Source organism: Holdemania sp. Marseille-P2844, from assembly GCF_900120005.1.
GTDB lineage: Bacteria > Bacillota_I > Bacilli_A > Erysipelotrichales > Erysipelotrichaceae > Holdemania.
Map to the genome: position 1 here is coordinate 268878 of NZ_LT635449.1, position 17646 is coordinate 286523.

Here is a 17646-nt window from a genome sequence, read left to right on the forward strand (position 1 = left end):
GTTTTCTGTTATTCTCCGCAGGCGGCCGCTGCCGCGTTGCGGGCCATGTGAATTGAATTGCCGATCGCCAAACCGCAGCTTGGATACACGTTGGCAAACACGCCGGTCAGCGCGACTTCTCCTGCCGCGTACAGACCGGAGATCGCCTGATTCTCCTGATTCAGGACATGCCCGGTTTCGTCAATAACCAACCCTCCGAAGGTCGCCGCCGCAACCGGATAGCGGGCAAAGGCATAGTAGGTATCACCTTCGACTGGAATCAGATAGTCGGAAGGCTTGCCAAAATCATCATCCGTTCCTTTTTCGCATAACTCGTTATAGCGCGCGACAGTGGCTTTCAGCGTTTCCGGATCGGCTTTGATCAAGGCTGCCAGCTCATCGAGGCTGGATGCTTTGACCGCGTTTTCCAGCGTGACGCCATACTGGACAGTAGGATAGCTTTCCGCGCAGACGCCGTCCCGCGTCGCTGTGATATAGTAATTCACCGCATTGTTTTCACGCTTAAAGGCTTCTGCGGAAACAGATTGATAACTGTGTTCGTTCGCCAGCCGGTTTCCCTTCATATCGACCACCAGTCCGGAGGCGGTACTGCCGGTTTCACCAGTATTGAAGTCGACATACTGCAGCTGCATGCCGTCGGACTCAAAGATCTGTGCGCCGACCTTGCCGGCCATCGTCAGACCATCGCCGGTGCTGCTGGCGGCAGAGTTGAAAATTGGATTAAACGCCGCGAACCGCGCTGTCATCTCTGGGTTTGAGCCATAGCCGCCAGTTGTCAGAATCACCGCTTTGGCTTTCACCGTTACGGTTTCGCCCGCCTGATTCACCGCCTGAACGCCGATGACTTCTCCCTGTTCATTCGTCAGAAGTGTTTCTGCGCGAGTCTCCAGCAGTAAAGTTCCGCCCTTTTCCAGCATTGACTTTGTCAGCGGCACGGTAATCCCGCCGCCAATCCCGGAAGCAATTTCATTCTTCGGGCTTGTCAAATGCAGGCGGTTCGGCGTCAGCGTCGGCTGGGCGGTGGTCACATAGGTAACGGCAACGCCGTTATCGGCCAGATAATCCAAGTCCTTGCCGATACCATAGGCATAGTCATGAATCATCTTTTCATTCAACAGATGGTCCTCATCATAGCTCATTAAAAACTGATAAAGCTCCTCAGCGCTGTCTTCCACGCCGTTTGCCTTCTGCGCCGCTGTCTCGGCAGCGAAAATATTGCCGCCGCTTTGCACGGTGGATCCTCCAGTGATTCCCGTTTTTTCAACCAGGAGCACCGATTTTCCTTCATCCAGCGCCGTATTGGCTGCCGTAAGTCCCGCAGCTCCCCCGCCGACGACCGCGATATCTACGGTATATTCGCTTTCCGTCGGATTCGCAATCGGTGCCGGTTCGCTGAACGCCGTTTCCTCAGCCCCGGCCTGAGTGAGACAGTCCCGGACGCCGGCCTTAATTGCGGAAGACGTCACGGTCGCCGCCGAGACGTTATCAACGCTGACTGTCTGATGTTTTACGATCCGCTCCGACAAGACTTCAACCGGCGTCATCACGGATCCATAGCCAATGCCAAACGTTTCTGTGTGCTCGATCACCCTGACTTCCTTGATCGACGTTTCATCAACGGTCGTTTCAATTGTCATTTCACCATTGTGACCTGTGACAACTGCGGAATAGGTGCCGGCATTCAAATGAACCGCCGTTTCCGTTTGTCCGTTTTTCTTGTTTACCGCCTGGCGCACGGCAGACTGGATCGCTTTGGATGTCATCGTCGCGCCGGCGACAACGTCCACGTCCGCGCTGTTGGCCGCAACAATTTTCTCCGGCAGTTCTTCGGCTGCCCGGGATCCGACGCCTTCGGTTTCATCCGGCGCCTTGACTTCAACCGCGATAATCTTGTCGGCTTTGAACGTAACCTTGGCAGTCACGGTTCCGCCGTATCCCTGCGCTGAGCCTTCAAAGGTTTCTTCCTTGGCTGACGAACACGCTGTGAGCGACACGGCCATCAATAAAGACAGAATACTAATGATCAATTTTTTCATTTTCCTTCCCTCCGTCTTCATGATAACATTTTCACATGATGTTATCCATCAACGAAAAGTTCAATTTCTTAAACTTTCTGATGAACCGGCAATCCTCAGGCGCTGCTCCCCCTTATTCCTCCCGAATTTTTTCTGACCTCCCTTCAGACCTACCGATCGTCTTCACCGCCAATTATCAAAAAAAAGCGGTCGTTTTGACCGCTTCCTCGCTCCTGTCTTGTTATTCGGTGATACCGTCCGGATTCTGCTGCTGGAAATACCAGGAATCCTGACACATTTCATCAATGCCATACTGGGCGCTCCAGCCCAGCAGTTTCTTCGCCTTGGTCGTATCGGCGTAACAGGTTGCGATATCCCCCGGCCGGCGCGGCATGATCTTGAACGGAATTTCTTTGCCGCTCGCTTTGACGAAGGCGTCCTTGACCTGCAGCACGGAATAGCCGTGGCCGGTTCCCAGGTTGACCGCTTCCACGCCCTTGTTTTTCAGCACGTATTCCACGGCTTTGATGTGGCCCAGCGCCAGATCGACGACATGGATGTAATCGCGCACGCCGGTTCCGTCGACCGTATTGTAATCATTGCCCCAGACCCGCAGGAATTCACGCTTGCCAGTCGCGACCTGGGCGATGTACGGCACTAAATTGTTCGGAATGCCGTTTGGCGTTTCTCCCAGCAGCCCGCTCTTATGCGCGCCGATCGGATTGAAGTAGCGCAGCAGCATGATGCTCCATTCCGTATCGGAAACGAACACGTCGCTTAAGATCCGTTCGATCATCAGCTTCGTCGACCCGTACGGATTGGTCGTCGACAGCGGGAAGTCCTCTGTGATCGGCACCTTATGCGGATCGCCGTAGACCGTAGCGCTGGACGAGAATACGATCTTCTTGCAGTTATGCGCCTTCATGACCTCGCACAGAATCAGCGTACCGGTCAGATTGTTATGATAATACGTCAGCGGAATCGTCACCGATTCGCCCACCGCTTTTAATCCGGCGAAATGAATGACCGCTTCGATTTCATTTTCTTCAAATACCTTTTCGACCGCGGCTTTGTCCAACAGATCGTTTTCATAAAAGCGCGGACGCTTGCCTGTGATCTTCTCAATCCGATCGATCACGCCTTTGCAGGAATTGACCAGGTTGTCGATGATGACAACGTCGTAGCCGGCGTTGATCAGTTCCACCGTTGTGTGGCTGCCGATGAAGCCGGTGCCGCCTGTGACTAAAATACTCATGTTCGTTCCTCCTGTTTATTTCTATGCCTTCCTCGCCTTTGAGGAAATGAAGCTATCAGATAAACAACCGCATCAGATCCTGCCATGTGACGTAGACCATCAAAAGCAGCACCAGCGCGACGCCGACCGCCGTGATTCCGGCTTCCAGCTTTTGATTCAGCGGCTTGCCGATAATCATCTCAACGATCACCAGCAGAATCCGTCCGCCGTCTAAGATCGGCAGCGGCAGCAAATTGAAGACGCCGACGTTCAGCGACAACAGCGCGATCAGCAGAATGTAGTTCTGTAATCCCAGACTGGCCTGCTGCTCAGTCACCTGATAAATTCCGACCGGCCCGGACAGGTCTTCAAAGCCGATCCCCTTGACTAAGCGGGTCAGAGCGGTGACCAGTTCTTTCACGGTCTGCCCCATATACTGAGCGCCGTAATAACCGCTGTTGAGCAGCGTGGTCTTGACCTGCGTCGCCGGCGGAATTTTGATTCCGACCAGCCACGATTGTTCTTGTTCGTTATACACCGGCGTCACCGTTTTTTCAAGCGTTTCATCGCCGCGCTTCAGCGTGTAGGTCACCGGCTCGGTATTGTCCATCGAATACGTCAGGATCTCATAAAAGTTGGACGGCTTGACGACGGTTCCGTCAGCGAACACGACCTTGGTGATCACATCGCCCTCGACAAAGCCCGCGGCTTCCGCCGGCGATCCTTCGACCACGCCGCCGACCACCGCTTTGGGCGCGATGTTGTAGCTGCCGTTGATCAGGATGATCGAAGCGAAGATCAGCCAGGCCAGCACGAAGTTCATGATCACACCCGCAAGCATGATGACAATCTGCTTCCAATGCGACACGCCCTTGATCGTCCGCTCGTGCGGCACGCCTTCAAACTCGCTGCCTTCCTCGCCTGCCATCGCGACGTAACCGCCGATTGGCAGCGCGCGCAGCGTGAAAGTCGTTTCCTTGCCCTTCCAGGCCCACAGCTTCGGTCCCATACCGATTGAAAACTCTCCGCAATAAACATGGAAACACTTCGCAGCGATCAGATGACCGCATTCATGCACGATGATAATGACGGAAAGCAGGATGATAAAATACAAAATTGCCATTGCTTAGGCTCCTTTCAGATGTGATTTCACAAATTCACGGGCCTGGCGGTCCGCCTCAAAAATCGCATCCAGGGATGGTGTTTCCGTGAAAGCGAGTGTGCGGCAGGCGTCGATCACCAGCTCCTCAATGTCTAAAAATGAAATTTTCCCCTCACGGAATGCAGCGTTGGCTTCCTCATTGGCGGCATTCATTACCGCCGGCATCGTTCCTTGTTTTCTTCCTGCTTCATATGCTAACCCCAAAAGCGGATAGCGGGCAAAATCGGCAGGGGCAAAATGCAGGGTTCCGACCGCGGCCAGATCCAGCGGCTGACTGTTGAACAGCTCCAGCCGTTCAGGGTAGCTCAGGGCATACTGAATCGGCAGCCGCATGTCAGCCGTGCCCAGCTGGGCGATCACAGCGTGATCCTGGTATTCGACCAGCGAATGGATCACGCTTTCTTTATGAATCAGCACGTCGATATGATCAAAATCGACGTCGAACAGCCAGTGCGCTTCAATGACCTCAAACCCCTTATTCATCATCGTCGCGCTGTCGATCGTAATTTTAGCGCCCATCGACCAGTTCGGATGCGCCAGCGCCTGAGCGACCGTCACCCCCCGCAGTTCTTCGCGCGTCTTATCGCGGAAGCTGCCGCCGGAGGCCGTGATGATCAGCCGGCTCAGCTGTTCCCTGCGGCTGCCCTGCAGACATTGGAAAATCGCGGAATGCTCGCTGTCGATCGGCAGCAGCGTCACGTGATGCTTACGGCAGGCAGCGTTGACAAAGGCTCCGGCCACGACCAGCGTTTCCTTATTCGCCAACGCGATATCGTGCCCGGCTTCAATCGCCTGCAGCGTCGGCTTCAGGCCGACAAAACCGACCAGCGCGTTGACCAGCACGTCGTAATCGTCGCGTTCGCTTAAGCGCAGCAGCCCGGTTTCTCCCCAGACCCATTCCAGATCAGGATATTCCTGAGCCAGGCGCTGACAATCCGCTTCCTCCTGCACGCAGACCGCCTTTAACTGCGGCAGCTGCGCGATCAGTTTTTTCAGCTGCGGGATGTTGCGGCCCGCGCTGATCGACGTGATTTGAAAGGCTTCAGGATGCGCTGTGCAGACGTCAACCGTCTGCACACCGATCGAGCCGGTCACGCCCAATACACAACAACGTTTCATATTACACCACCATCGCTAAAATCAGCGTAAAATACAATAAGTTAAACAGTAAGCTGTCGATCCGGTCCAAAATCCCCCCGTGTCCGGGAAGGAACGAACCGAAGTCCTTGATTCCGACATGCCGCTTGATCAGGCTGAACGCCAGATCGCCCAGCTGTCCGACAACCGCCATCGTCGCCGCTCCAAACAGGGCCAAGCCCAACGGCAGCTCCGGCAGCATCGCCCAGGCGAAGATAAACGCTCCTGCCGTCCCGCACAGCCAGCCGCCGATCGCGCCTTCAACCGTCTTCTTTGGGGAAATCCGTTCGATCAGCTTATGCTTGCCGAAGAAATAACCGCAGAAGTAAGCGCCGGTATCGGTCAGATAGGTTGCCAGAATCACATACATCATCAGCCACGAGTTCCGGTCATAAATCGAAATGATCGAGCGCACAGCCATGACGAACACCGTCAGCATCGCGAAAACCAGCGTGATATCGTTCAGATTCAGCTGCGGATCCGCAATGGACGCCGCAAACAGCAGCACCAGCGTCAGCGCCAGACCGGCACCCAGCCACTCCGGGCCGACTAACGCCAAACCGATCATGACCGCGATCATTGCGATCATCAATCCATTTTTCCGCGGTGTCTTCAGACAATGCGTGATTTCATACGCCCCCGTGACCAGACAGAACAACATCAACAGGTCGATCAGCGCCCCGCCCAGAATTAACGGCGGCAAAACGACCGCGATGATCAGCGCCGCCGTCAGGATGCGCTGTTTCACTTGACGCCTCCAAACCGCCGGTCACGCTGCCTGAACTGATCCAGACATTGCTTGAGCAGCTCCGGCGTGAATTCCGGCCAGGCTTCATCGACAAAGATCATTTCGGCATACGCAATTTCCCAAAGCAGGAAATTAGAAATCCGGTATTCCCCACTGGTGCGGATCAACAGATCCAGCGGCGGAAACTGCGCGCCCATTAAATACTGGCCGAACTGCTCATCGCTGATCGTATCGCTGGCCTTGCCGTCGCGCACGTCGCGGGCATACGCCTGGGCGGCTAACACAATTTCCCGCCGGCCGCCGTAATTCATCGCGAAGTTCAGGATCATGCCGGTATTGGCCTTCGTATCGTCGATCGCCGCCTGGAGCACCCTGGCGGTCTCCTTCGGGATCTGATCCATTTCACCGATCATCGTGATCCGGATGTTCTTTTCCATCAGTTCCTTAAGGAACCGTTTAAAGAAGACCGACGGCAGCTTCATCAGATAGCTGACTTCTTCCTCCGGGCGCTTCCAGTTCTCCGTCGAAAAGGCGAACACCGTCAGCACTTCCACTCCCAGATCGTTGGCAGCGATCGCGATGTTGCGCACATTTTCCACGCCCTGGTAATGACCGGCCGTGCGGACCTTGCCCTGCTTTTTCGCCCAGCGTCCGTTGCCGTCCATAATAATCGCTACATGTCTAATTTTTTCTTCCATACCGTTGCTCCTTATCAAAGAAGCTCACTACAAGGTGAGCTTTGCCGTTACACTGTCATGATTTCTTTTTCTTTTTCAGCCGCGATGGAATCAACTTTCTTAATCATTTCATCCGTCAGCTTCTGAATCTTTTCAAGACATTCTTTTTCTGCGTCTTCCGTCAGCGTGTCGTCTTTCTTCGCGATTTCATTCGCATCCCGGCGCAGGTTGCGGACCGCGATCTTCGCTTCTTCCGACAGCTTGGAAACCTTCTTGCATAATTCCTTGCGGGTTTCTTCCGTCAGAGCTGGAACGTTAATGCGGATGACAGAACCATCGTTCTGCGGATTTAATCCCAGATCCGACTTGTTGATCGCATGTTCGATCGCTTTTAACGAGCTCGAGTCGTACGGCTTGACGACCAGCTGGCGGCCTTCAACCACGGTGATCGAGCTGATCTGATTGATCGGCGTCGGACAGCCGTAGTAATCGGCTTCCACCCCCGCAAGCATGCCGGCGTTGGCGCGGCCGGTGCGGATGGTTTCCAGATGTTCGCTGAACGTGTCGATCGCTTTCTGCATTTTAGAACGGCTGTTATCCAGTATTTCTTTCATCATCGTATGATTCCTCCCTGTTTATTCTACGATTGTGCCGATGCTTTCGCCCATGACGGCGCGCTTGATGTTGCCTTCCTGATTCATATTGAAGACGATCAGGTCGATGTGGTTGTCCATGCACATGGAGGTCGCAGTCGTGTCCATGACCGCCAGTCCCTTCTGAATCAGATCCATATACGTCAGGCGATCATATTTAACCGCATTGGGATCCAGCTTCGGATCCGCGGAATACACGCCGTCAACGCCGTTTTTCGCCATCAGAATAACGTCCGCTTTAATCTCGGAAGCCCGCAGCGCCGCAGTCGTATCGGTCGAGAAGAACGGACTGCCAGTGCCGGCGCCGAAAATCACGACGCGGCCCTTTTCCAGATGCCGGATCGCCCGGCGGGCAATAAACGGTTCGGCGACCTTGTTCATCTCAATCGCGGTCTGCACACGCGTCGGCACTTCGATCTGTTCCAGCGAACTCTGAATCGCCAGCGCGTTGATCACTGTTGCCAACATGCCCATGTAGTCGGCCTGAACACGCTCAATCCCCATTTTTTCCGCCATTTTGCCGCGGATGAAGTTGCCCCCGCCGACGACGATCGCAATTTCAACACCCAGATCCTGAATTTCCTTGATCTGGCTGGCCAGCGATTTCAGAATTTCGGGATCGAAATTGGTTCCCTGTCCGGACAGAGCTTCTCCGCTGAGTTTGAGCAGGATGCGCTTGTACATAGTTATCTCTCCTTTTTCATCAGAAATTGATTCTGTGATTGCTTCTTTTTCAGTCGTTATTTTATCATATTCGCCTGTGTTTTCCTAGAGTCTGACGCCAAGTTCATCAAATTTAAGGAATCGCGCTCCCGCATAGAAAGTGTATGTCGCAAAACGGCGCTTTACATCCTTTTTCAAACCCCTGCGCAAATTTTTATTTTTCCTGCTTATCTTTATTGTAGGCGATTTCCTGCAGTTTGAAAAGCAGAACGCAGAATTTGTTGACAATCTTTCAGATTTGTTGTGTCTTTCGTTTCTTTCGCAAAACAACCGGCGCTTTTTCAAATAGAACGATCGAAAAGGCGGCATGCGCCGCCTCCGGCTTATTCTTCCTTCAAAGCCTGAATTTGGGAAAATATCGCGATCGTGGAGGAAACCGTGAACGTGGCGTTCAGCTCGCCGGACGAATCGTCGGCATGGTTCTGTGGCCCCCGGCCGTCTTCCGGTTTGCCGCCCATCGGACCTTCCTGATCCGCCGGCGGTCCGGCTTCCCGATCCGCTTCGTCAGCCGGGGATTCTCCTTGCGGGAATTCTCCTTGCGGCATCTCGCCCTGCGGGCCTTCGCCTTCCTGACGCTGACCAGGTTTTCGGCCTTCGTCTTCCGGAAATTCACCTCCCTGCGGGCGCATCCCCATGCCCCTGCTTAGCGCAGTTTTGGTATAGCTCAGCTCCGTCAGCCCCACCGCTGAGGTAACGGGAGTGATCAGACCGCCAAGGTCTTCGCCTTCGACGGTTTCCGCCTGAGCCAGCGTATAGTCCTGTTCGCTGAGCTGCGGACTGGAATAGACCAGCACTGTGTAGTCATTGGCGGCAGCCAAGCCGGCGACCGGCTGTCCCGCGTTGTCAGAAAGCACAAGCTTCCCGCCGGCATTCTGCGTCTGAGCGAAGCTGAATACCATCACATTCTGCGTGGACGCGGAATCCACGTCATCAAACATATTCCCGCTGGCCAGTACCGTGCCGCCATGAATCAAAATCCCGTTGTCAGAGTCCAAGCCGCTGTCCATGCTTACCGGGTTCGCCGCGGCGATGACCGTGCCGCCGTTGATGACAATCCAGCCGTTGGAATCAATGCCGTCGCCTTCCTGACCAGCGCCGGCATCACACCGCACAGTTCCGCCGTTGATCGTGATCACGGAAATACCGTCTTCATTGGCATTCAAACTGTCGTCAGCGGAATGAATGATCCAGCTGCCGCTGTTGATCGTCATGTGCATGGAAGTCTCAATGCCTTCGTTGCTTGCTTCGACCCGCAGGATACCGGTGCCCGCGGTTTCCCCGCTGAGGTTCAGCGAAACCTTGGATTCGATCGCGGCGTCGTACTTATGCAGCTTTTTCGTCGTGCCTTCCTTATAGATTCTGGCAACGTAAGCACCTGATACATAGTTCTCTGTTCCATCCGCGACAATCAGGTTAAAGCCGGCCGTTCGGGTATCCACCGTGCTGAGCGCTTCTTCCCCAGCACATTCATAGGCGTTATACACAATGATCGCCGGGGCGACGGTACAGGTAATCTCAGCCTGATCAAGAATCAGATTGACCACGGCGTTGGGATCGTCTTTGGCGTCCTCGCCTAAATCAATCGCGATCTGGCCGGCGCTGAGTTTTCCGCTGACGCGGTAGGTTCCCGGTTCGCGGATCGTGATTACGGTATGCGCCTGCGCTTCCTCCGCGCTGTGTTCATCTTCCGCACCCCCTTCGCCATAATCAGCGCCCTGACCGGCTTGATAATAGACAATGTCGTGCGAAAGCTGCACCGCACCGGTTTGATCAGCCGGCTGAGCGTTGATGAGAATCTGATCGTCGCTCAGCTGAATAAGCGTCGCTTCTGTTTGGGATACCGGAGTCTCTGTTGAAGAAGCGGAGGGAAAGGCGCTGCATCCGCTTAGGATCAAACTGAAGCCCAGCAGCGCCGCAAAATAATTTCGTTTCATGGGTTCACCTCATTTTCAGACGAAAATAGTATATTCCTTGAACACGAACGCTGCGTGAACAACAGGAGGTGTTTCTCTGAATTTTATCATTCCGCTTTGATTGGATCCGGGGAACGAAGAGTTTCTTTTTCAAAAAAAAGCGACTGATTGCTCAATCGCTTTTTAGACTCACTTATTTGCCGATCTGCTTGGCAACTTCTTCTGCGAAGTTTTCTTCGCGCTTTTCCAGACCTTCGCCGACAGCGTAACGAACGAAGCTTTCGACTTCCGTGTTCGCAGCCTTCAGGATCTGAGAAACCTTCTGGTTCGGATCCTTGAAGAACGGCTGGTCAACCAGGCACATTTCCTGCAAGGACTTGCTCAGACGGCCTTCAACGATACCCTGCAGCACTTTTTCCGGCTTGTTGGCCAGGGATTCATCGTTCTTCATGATTTCCATCTGAACGGTTCTTTCCTTTTCAACAACGTCTGCCGGCATGTGGTTGCGGGAAACATAGCTCGGGCTCATCGAAGCGACCTGCATCGCCATATCTTTGGCGACTTCCGCATTATCGCTGTTCTTCATGACCACGCAGGCGCTGATCTTGCCGCCCATGTGCATATACGTTCCAAAAATGTCGTTGTCTGCTTTTTCAACGATTTCAAAGCGGCGCAGCGTGATCTTTTCGCCGATCGTCGCGGTGGCGTCGATGAACTTGCTTTCCAGCGTCGCCCCATTGACATCCAGCGCTAAGGCTTCTTCCAACGTCTTCGGAGCCGCTTTCAGAATCACGTCGGCAGCGGTATTGATCAGATCCAGGAACTGTTCGTTCTTGGCGACGAAGTCCGTTTCCGAGTTCACTTCGATCAGGCACGCGCGGTTGCCGTCGGTGACGACGCGGGTCAGACCTTCAGCCGCGATCCGGCCAGCCTTCTTCGCCGCTTTGGCGATTCCCTTTTCGCGCAGCCATGTGATCGCCGCTTCCATGTCGCCGTCGCATTCGGTCAGGGCTTTTTTGCAGTCCATCATGCCTGCGCTGGTTCTTTCGCGCAGTTCTTTAACTAATGCAGCGGTAATTGCCATGATTATTCAGCCTCCTTCGCAGCCTCTGCCGGTTTCGCTTCGGCAGCCGGAGCCGCTTCCGCAGCCTTGGCGGCTTCTGCGTTTTCGCGTCTTGGTGTGAAACGCTTGTTATCGCCGTAGCGGTTGTTGCGCGGACGGCGTTCTTCGTTTCTCTGACGACGGCGGCGTTCGTTTTCTTCCGCCTGCTGTTCAACGTTGATGATGACTTCCTTCATCGTGATGTCTTCGGCTTCCTGATCTTCCTGGTAAGCATAGCTTAACAGACCGCCCTTGGTTTCAACGATCGCATCCGCCAGTACGCCGATGATCAGCTTTACCGAACGAATCGCGTCGTCGTTGGAAGGAATCGGGAAATCGACTTCTTCCGGATTGCAGTTGGTGTCAACCATCGCAAAGACCGGAATGTTCAGCTTCTTCGCTTCCGCAACCGCGTTGTGTTCTTCCTTCGGGTCAACAACGAAGATCGCATCCGGCAGCTTCTTCATTTCTTTGATGCCGCCTAAGAAGTTTTCCAGACGAGCCGCTTCCTTGCGGATCTGAGCGACTTCCTTCTTCGGATAGACGTTGATCGAACCGGAAGCTTCCATTTCTTCAATTTCCAGCAGACGCTTGATGCGCTTCTGAATCGTGCGGTAGTTCGTCAGGATGCCGCCCAGCCAACGCTGGTTGACATAGAAGGAACCAGAACGCAGCGCTTCGTCCAGAACGACGCTCTGAGCCTGCTTCTTTGTGCCGACAAACAGAACCTTGCCGCCCTTTTCCGCAATCGCCTTCATCGCTTCATACGCTTCGTCCAGCTTCTGCTGCGTCTTCGCCAGGTCGATGATGTAGACGCCGTTTTTCGCCGTGTAGATATACGGTTTCATCTTCGGATCCCAACGACGGGTCTGGTGTCCGAAATGAACGCCGCTTTCGAGCATTTTACGCATAGATACAACTGACATTTTTAATTTCCTCACTTTCCGTTATATCCTCCATCACTTCCAACACTGCAACTTGATCGCTCAAGCACGGAGCAGTGAATCCATGATGTGTGTAGTGCACCCTTTATTCGCGGATGCCATGTATTAATATATCATAAGGCACTCCTGGATGCAATCCAAAAGTGCCCTGTTTAAGCCTGATTTTAACTAATTTTGACAGTTTTCCGATTTTTTAGAATGGATTGTGAATGCGGATGCGCTGCGTCAACCGATTGCTTAAGCCGATCGACGGTCACATGCGTGTAAATCTGCGTCGTTGACAGCGAGCTGTGCCCCAGCAGTTCCTGGACTGTGCGCAGGTCGACGCCGTTGTCCAGCAGATGCGTCGCGAACGAATGCCGCAGCATGTGCGGATGCAGCGGCTGGTTCAGTCCCGCATCCTGCCCAGCCTGGGCCAGAATCAGCTGCACCGCCCGCGGCGTGATCGGCGCCCCGCGCTGCGATACAAACACAAAGCCGTGCTCTTCCTTGAGATACAGCGCCCGGGAATCCCGCAGATACCGCATCAGCAGTGTTCTCAAACGTTTATAGAACGGCACGATCCGCTGCTTGTCGCCCTTGCCGGTCACCGTCAGGATCCGCTCATTGAGATCCAGCTCGGCCAGGGTCAGCGAACACACCTCGCTGACGCGCAGCCCGCAGGCATACATCGTTTCCAGAATCGCGCGGTTGCGCAGCGCCGCGGGATCGTTCAGATCGAACGAATCGAACAGCGTCATCATCTGATCAAACGTCAGAAACTCCGGAATCGTGCGGTTAAGCTTAGGCGCACGCAGCCCCCGCGTCGGGTTGACCTTGACGCCTTTGTACCGGATTAAATAGTGATAAAAGGACCGCAGCGTCGACAACATCCGCGAAAACGAGCTGTCGCTGATCTTGCCGCGGGTAATTTTGCCGCTGCGCAGAAGCGTGACATAATCAAACATCACCGCTTTGTCGACCTGACCGAAATCCGTAATCTTTTTTTCAGCCAGATAGGCTGCGAAGCGTTCCAGATCACGGCCGTAGCTGTCGGCGGTGGCTGGGGAACCGCTGCGGCGGGCCACGATGAATTCAACGAATTCCTCAGCCACGCTCATCAGCTGTTTTTTCGCGGCTTCTTCCGGCGTTACTTCGTGTTCCATGACAGCGACTGCTGAAACTGCGCCAGCTCGTTTAACGCCTGGATGCCATACGCTTCCTTGCGTTCGCTCTTTTTCACTTTCTGCACTAACGGCAGAATGCCGAAGTTTGCGTTCATCGGCTGGAAATGCTTCGGGTCGGCATGCGTGATGTAATGCGCCATCGCGCCGATCATGCATGTCTGCGGAAACGGCTCCGGCGTTAACCCCAGCACAAGCCGGGCGCATTGGAGGCCGGCATTTAAGCCGCTGGCCGCCGATTCGATATACCCTTCCACCCCGGTCATCTGCCCCGCGAAAAACAGATCTTCGCGCTTGACGGTCTGGTAAGTCGGCCGCAGGCAAAGCGGCGAATTGATATAGCTGTTGCGGTGCATGACGCCATAGCGCAGGATCTCGCAGTTTTCCAGGCCCGGAATCATCCGCAGGATGCGGCGCTGTTCCGGCCATTTTAAATGTGTCTGGAAGCCGACGACGTTATACATGCTTGCGGCGGCGTTGTCCTGACGCAGCTGCACGACGGCGTAAGGCCGGCTGCCGTCGGGACGTTCCAGACCGACCGGCTTCATCGGGCCGAACAACAAGGTCTTTTCCCCGCGCCGCGCCATTTCCTCAAACGGCATGCAGCCTTCAAAATAAATCTCTTTTTCATGTTCGTGGACAGGCGCGCTTTCCGCGTGGATTAAGGCGTCGTAAAACGCCTCGAACTGAGCTTTGTCCATCGGACAGTTAATGTAATCCGCCTCGCCCTTATCGTAGCGGGATTTGTAATAGGCTTGGGTAAAGTCGATGCTGTCCTTGTCGATGATCGGCGCGGCCGCATCGTAAAAGTAAAAGGATTCCTGATTGAAAAACGCCTGAATCTGCCGGCTCAGCGCGTCGCTGGTCAGCGGGCCGCTGGCGATAATACACGGGCCTTCCGGAATTTCCGTCACCTCGCGATGAACGACTTCAATTAACGGATGGCCGCTGACTTTTTCCGTCACCGCTTCTGAAAACGCTTCACGGTCGACCGCCAGCGCGCTGCCGGCCGGCACTTTGTATTGATCTGCGACGCTCATGATGACGGAATCCAGCCGCCGCATTTCCGCTTTCAGCACCCCGACGGCGTTGGTCAGAGCGTCGGAGCGCAGCGAGTTGGAACAGACCAGCTCGGCAAACTTGCCTGTCTTGTGCGCCGGCGTCATTTTTTCCGGCCGCATTTCGACTAACGTCACCGCGATGCCCCGCTGTGCCAGCTGCCAGGCCGCCTCGCAGCCCGCCAGCCCCGCGCCGACGACCGTTACCCTACTCGTCATCCTTTTTCTTCCCTTTCCGGCGGAAGGTTGGTTTCTTCTCGCCTTCGATATTTTCAATATGCCGGCACTTCGGGAAATTGGAACAGCCCAGGAAATAGTTGCCATAGCGGCTTTTGCGCTTGAGCAGCTCACCGCCGCATTCCGGACAGATCTTGCCGGTCGGCTCCGGTTTTTCTTTTTCCGGCGCTTCGATTTTGCGCGTGTATTTGCATTGCGGATAGTTCAGGCAGCTGATGAACTTGCCGAAGCGGCCCTGGCGGATGACTAACTCGCCGCCGCAATCCGGACAGAGCTCGCCGATTTTTTCCGGCTCCATCTTTTCCATATTTTGATAGGCATTGTCGACCAACGGTTCAAATTTGTCGTAGAACTCCTTCAGCGACTGCACGTGATCACGCCCGCCCTCGGCGATTTCATCCAGCTCGGTTTCCATGTTCGCCGTATAGCGGACGTTGATGATCTCGTTGAAGAATTCTTCCAGCTTCTGCGAGGTCAGCTCACCCTGTTCAGTCGGGAAAAAGACTTTCGTCTTGCTTGATTCGCTGGCTTTCTTCAATTCGACGTAACCGCGCTGCTGGATCGTGTCGATGATCATCGAATAGGTCGACGGACGACCGATGCCCTCCTCTTCCATCTCCTTGATCAGCCGGGCTTCGGAATACCGCAGCGGCGGTTCCGTAAAGTGCTGATTGCCCAGCAGCGAAACCGGCGTGCATTGCTGGCCCTCGCTGAGATCCGGAAGCAGCACGTCCTTGCTGGACTCATAGTCGGAAACCATTTTTAAATAACCGTCGAACGCCAACTGCGTGCCGCTGGCGTTGAAGTCGTAGCCGTTAATCGACAGGACAACGCTGACGGTGTTGGATTTGCTCGGCGCCATTAACGAAGCCACGGCGCGGGCATAAATCAGCTTGTAGAGCTTGTACTGATCCGGCGTTAAGTATTTCTTCACCTTGTCCGGCTCATTTTCCAGATTTGTCGGACGGATCGCTTCATGCGCGTCCTGTGAATTTTCATCATTTTTAATCTTGTACTTGCCCCAGTATTCCTTACCAAAGCGACCGACAATAAAATCGTGCGCGGCTTCAATAAAGACGTTGCTTAACCGCGTGGAATCGGTACGCATATAGGTGATCAGACCTTCGCTGTGATCTTCCAGTTCGACGCCTTCGTACAGCTTCTGCGCGACCTGCATCGTCTTCTTGGCGGAAAAACTCAGCTTGGTGGACGCTTCCTGCTGCAGCGTCGAGGTGATTAACGGCGGCTTGGCTTCCTTTTTGCGGACCTGCTTCTTTAACGCGGTCACGGTCATCGGTCCCTGGCAGGCAGCCAGCGCCTCGTCGGCCTGTTCCTTATTTTTAATCTCCGCCTTCTTACCCTGAATCTTGGCTAACGCCGCGCTGAATTCCTTATCGTCCTCTTTGAACTTGGCGTCCAGCGTCCAGTATTCTTCCGGCACGAACGCTTTGATTTCTTTTTCCCGCTCGACGATCAGCTTTAAAGCGACCGACTGCACGCGGCCGGCCGACTTGCTGCGAATCTTGGATTTGAGCAGCTTGGACAGCTTAAAGCCGATGATCCGGTCGAGAATCCGACGGGTTTCCTGGGAATGGACGAGGTCCATATCAATTTTACGCGGATGATCAAACGCCTGCAGCACCGCATCCTTGGTGATTTCGTTGAACACGACGCGGTTGTCCTGGTCGACGTCCAGCTTCAATTCGCTGGCTAAATGCCAGGAAATCGCTTCCCCTTCGCGGTCGGGGTCGGTTGCCAGATAGACTTGATCGGCTTTCTTCGCCTTGGCTTTCAATTCTTTGACGGTTTCTTTTTTATCATCGCTGATGCTGTAAGTTGCTTTGAAATTGTCGTTGACGTCGACGCCCAGGCCATCCTTTCCTTTAATGGCCAGATCGCGGATATGTCCCTTGGAGGAAACTACTTCGTAATCCTTACCCAAGTATTTTTCGATTGTTTTTGATTTTGACGGCGACTCGACAATGACTAAATTTTTCATCGTCATCCTCCTTACTACTGAGTCCTTCTCAGTTCCAATAACCTATATTGCCATAACTTCAAGGAAATTACAAATGTCTTTTTAAAATTTCATGGTTTTAACACGGTTTTTACAGGCTTGACGCCGTTCCTGCGGCGTTCGCGTCAGCTGGGAGGGCTCCATTAGAATTTCCGCGCCCTGACTGATCAGCAGGTTGCAGCCCTCGCCTTCCTTATTCATTGCGGGATAGGGCAAACACCAGACCTCCCGGTTCAGCTCGATCGCTTCGTTGACCGTCAGCATCGTGCCGCTGTGAAATCCCGCCTGCATGACGACGATCCGGTCGCTCAGCGCGGCGATCAGCCGGTTGCGCCAAGGAAAGTGATGCTTCAGCGGCGGCGTCTGAGGCGGATATTCGCTCAGCAGCAGATTGGCTTTCGGCAGTTCCGTATATAAATCACGGTTATACGCCGGATAGGGCCGGTCCAGTCCGCAGCCGGCGATTCCGATCGTGCCCCGGCATAACCGCAAGGCTGCCCGGTGGGCTGCCCCGTCGATCCCCAGCGCCAGCCCGCTGACGATCACCTCGTCCTTTAACGCCCCGCAGCAGCGTTCCGTCATCGTTAAGCCATAGCGGCAGGCTCGCCGTGAACCGACGATCCCCGTCGCCGGCAGATCGGCTAGCGCCAGATTCCCCTGGTAAAACAGAATCCAGGGCGGAAAGCGCAGCTGCCGCAGCAGCGCCGGATACTCCGCATCCGCCCAGGTCACATACGGAACGGCAATCGCTGGGCAGGGTGGTTTCTCTCCCCGTTTCAGTCCTTCCGTGATCTTTTCCCATTCCCCCTGATAACGCAGGGCCAGCCCTAAAATTTGTTTCCGCATATCTTCACCGAATCCCT

Annotated in this window: 15 protein-coding genes; all 15 read right to left on the bottom strand. The window is 54.5% G+C overall.

The genetic code is table 11. The features are described from left to right. Positions 1 to 8: 8 nt before the first annotated feature. Positions 9 to 2036, bottom strand: a complete 2028-nt coding sequence (locus BQ7364_RS03965; protein ID WP_159432751.1) for an FAD-dependent oxidoreductase — start codon at positions 2034 to 2036, stop codon at positions 9 to 11. A 220-nt stretch (positions 2037 to 2256) separates the two neighbouring features. Continuing rightward, a complete protein-coding gene (galE, locus tag BQ7364_RS03970) occupies positions 2257 to 3270 on the bottom strand; it encodes a UDP-glucose 4-epimerase GalE (RefSeq protein ID WP_072683517.1) in 1014 nt (337 codons plus the stop codon). Positions 3271 to 3325: 55 nt separating this feature from the next. Further along, positions 3326 to 4372 (bottom strand): RIP metalloprotease RseP, encoded by a 1047-nt coding sequence (gene rseP / locus BQ7364_RS03975; RefSeq protein WP_072683518.1) that lies wholly within the window; start codon positions 4370 to 4372, stop codon positions 3326 to 3328. 3 nt (positions 4373 to 4375) lie between these two features. Beyond that, a complete protein-coding gene (locus BQ7364_RS03980) occupies positions 4376 to 5530 on the bottom strand; it encodes a 1-deoxy-D-xylulose-5-phosphate reductoisomerase (protein ID WP_072683519.1) in 1155 nt (384 codons plus the stop codon). Position 5531: 1 nt separating this feature from the next. Next, positions 5532 to 6296: a phosphatidate cytidylyltransferase gene (locus BQ7364_RS03985; protein WP_072683520.1), complete on the bottom strand. Its 765-nt coding sequence runs from the start codon at positions 6294 to 6296 to the stop codon at positions 5532 to 5534. After that, entirely contained in the window at positions 6293 to 6994 is a 702-nt protein-coding gene (locus BQ7364_RS03990) for an isoprenyl transferase (RefSeq protein WP_072683521.1), read from the bottom strand. Before BQ7364_RS03990 ends, BQ7364_RS03985 begins: the two co-directional genes overlap by 4 nt. Before the next feature lie 47 nt (positions 6995 to 7041). After that, entirely contained in the window at positions 7042 to 7590 is a 549-nt protein-coding gene (frr, locus tag BQ7364_RS03995; RefSeq protein WP_072683522.1) for a ribosome recycling factor, read from the bottom strand. An 18-nt stretch (positions 7591 to 7608) separates the two neighbouring features. Then, positions 7609 to 8310: a UMP kinase gene (gene pyrH / locus BQ7364_RS04000; RefSeq protein ID WP_006060154.1), complete on the bottom strand. Its 702-nt coding sequence runs from the start codon at positions 8308 to 8310 to the stop codon at positions 7609 to 7611. Between the two features lie 362 nt (positions 8311 to 8672). Continuing rightward, positions 8673 to 10283, bottom strand: a complete 1611-nt coding sequence (locus BQ7364_RS04010) for a carbohydrate-binding domain-containing protein (RefSeq protein ID WP_072683524.1) — start codon at positions 10281 to 10283, stop codon at positions 8673 to 8675. A gap of 172 nt (positions 10284 to 10455) precedes the next feature. Further along, on the bottom strand, positions 10456 to 11346 hold the full coding sequence (tsf, locus tag BQ7364_RS04015) for a translation elongation factor Ts (protein ID WP_072683525.1): 891 nt from the start codon (positions 11344 to 11346) through the stop codon (positions 10456 to 10458). Between the two features lie 2 nt (positions 11347 to 11348). Continuing rightward, positions 11349 to 12290 carry a 30S ribosomal protein S2 gene (gene rpsB, locus BQ7364_RS04020; protein ID WP_039865011.1) on the bottom strand — a complete coding sequence of 314 codons (942 nt, stop codon included), beginning with the start codon at positions 12288 to 12290 and terminating at the stop codon, positions 11349 to 11351. Positions 12291 to 12472: 182 nt separating this feature from the next. Then, entirely contained in the window at positions 12473 to 13453 is a 981-nt protein-coding gene (gene xerA / locus BQ7364_RS04025; RefSeq protein WP_083538424.1) for a site-specific tyrosine recombinase/integron integrase, read from the bottom strand. Further along, the gene (gene trmFO, locus BQ7364_RS04030; RefSeq protein WP_072683526.1) at positions 13438 to 14748 is read right to left on the bottom strand and encodes a methylenetetrahydrofolate--tRNA-(uracil(54)-C(5))-methyltransferase (FADH(2)-oxidizing) TrmFO; all 1311 of its coding nucleotides are present in this window, start codon (positions 14746 to 14748) and stop codon (positions 13438 to 13440) included. Before trmFO ends, xerA begins: the two co-directional genes overlap by 16 nt. Further along, positions 14738 to 16765, bottom strand: a complete 2028-nt coding sequence (gene topA / locus BQ7364_RS04035; RefSeq protein WP_039865010.1) for a type I DNA topoisomerase — start codon at positions 16763 to 16765, stop codon at positions 14738 to 14740. Before topA ends, trmFO begins: the two co-directional genes overlap by 11 nt. Positions 16766 to 16846: 81 nt before the next feature. Continuing rightward, positions 16847 to 17629 carry a DNA-processing protein DprA gene (dprA, locus tag BQ7364_RS04040; protein WP_072683527.1) on the bottom strand — a complete coding sequence of 261 codons (783 nt, stop codon included), beginning with the start codon at positions 17627 to 17629 and terminating at the stop codon, positions 16847 to 16849. Between the last annotated feature and the right edge of the window lie 17 nt (positions 17630 to 17646).